This window comes from Marisediminitalea alba (assembly GCF_002993365.1).
GTDB classification, from domain to species: domain Bacteria; phylum Pseudomonadota; class Gammaproteobacteria; order Enterobacterales; family Alteromonadaceae; genus Alteromonas; species Alteromonas alba.
Genome location: NZ_PVNP01000150.1, coordinates 1 through 863 on the forward strand (window position 1 = coordinate 1; position 863 = coordinate 863).

The window sequence follows — 863 nt, forward strand, 5'->3', positions numbered from 1 at the left end:
ACTACCGCCTTAGCCGTTTACTGGATGATCTGAGTTCAGGACGGCTGGATGGCAGTTATCAAAAACAGCTTCTGGCCTTATCAAAGAAACAGCTGCTGGTAATCGATGACTGGGGAATGGAAAAGATGAGCCAGGAGCAAGCCGGTCATCTGCTGGAGTTACTGGAGGATCGTTATCAAACAGCCAGTACCATCATGGTAAGCCAGCTCCCGGTTAAAGAATGGTACAACATGATAGGCAACGCCACGGTGGCAGATGCCTTGCTGGACAGGCTGATCCACAACAGTCATCGGATTGAGTTGGGAGGAGAATCAATGAGAAAACTGGCGCAATCCGGACAGATAGGATAAAAATAGGGTTAGAGAAAAGCGAGGAAAACAGGCGTCCGGATTAAACCGGTGCCGGTGTCCGGATAAGCCGGAATATGCAGATGGGTTTGGAATGAAACATAAGCGTAGCTCAGGTCGCGCCCCCTCTGATATCAAAGAGAATTGAAAAAGTGAATAATCTGATAGTAAGATATTGTAATAGTTAAGCTCTAATGCTCGAAAGTATACTGAATCGTGTTTCACTAATGTTGAAAGAGCAACGCTATTGAATTCTTTAGAAATTGATAAAGAAGACGGATTTCTTAATGATCTTAAAAACCCTAGTTCATTAAGAAACTCACCAGCTTTTCGAATGGCTATGTTCTGCTAAATTGTTGCTATACTGTATATGAATACAGTTATTGAGGGTTGATCATGATCCCAGCACAATTTACAAAGCTTATAGCCGAGTTAGAACACTTAACAGATAGTCAAACCCGTTATGTTGAGAAGCTGCTGAAAGGCACTGATAGCGTCTCACAGTTGATAACAGAG

Annotated in this window: 1 protein-coding gene and 1 pseudogene; both read left to right on the forward strand. The window is 43.1% G+C overall.

Annotated features, from left to right (window positions below):
- A partial coding sequence (locus C6Y40_RS13800) for an ATP-binding protein (protein ID WP_170308493.1) occupies window positions 1–350 on the forward strand: 350 nt, incomplete at its 5' end.
- Window positions 351–743: 393 nt separating this feature from the next.
- Window positions 744–863, forward strand: a pseudogene (locus C6Y40_RS13805) (IS1595 family transposase); the annotation flags it as partial.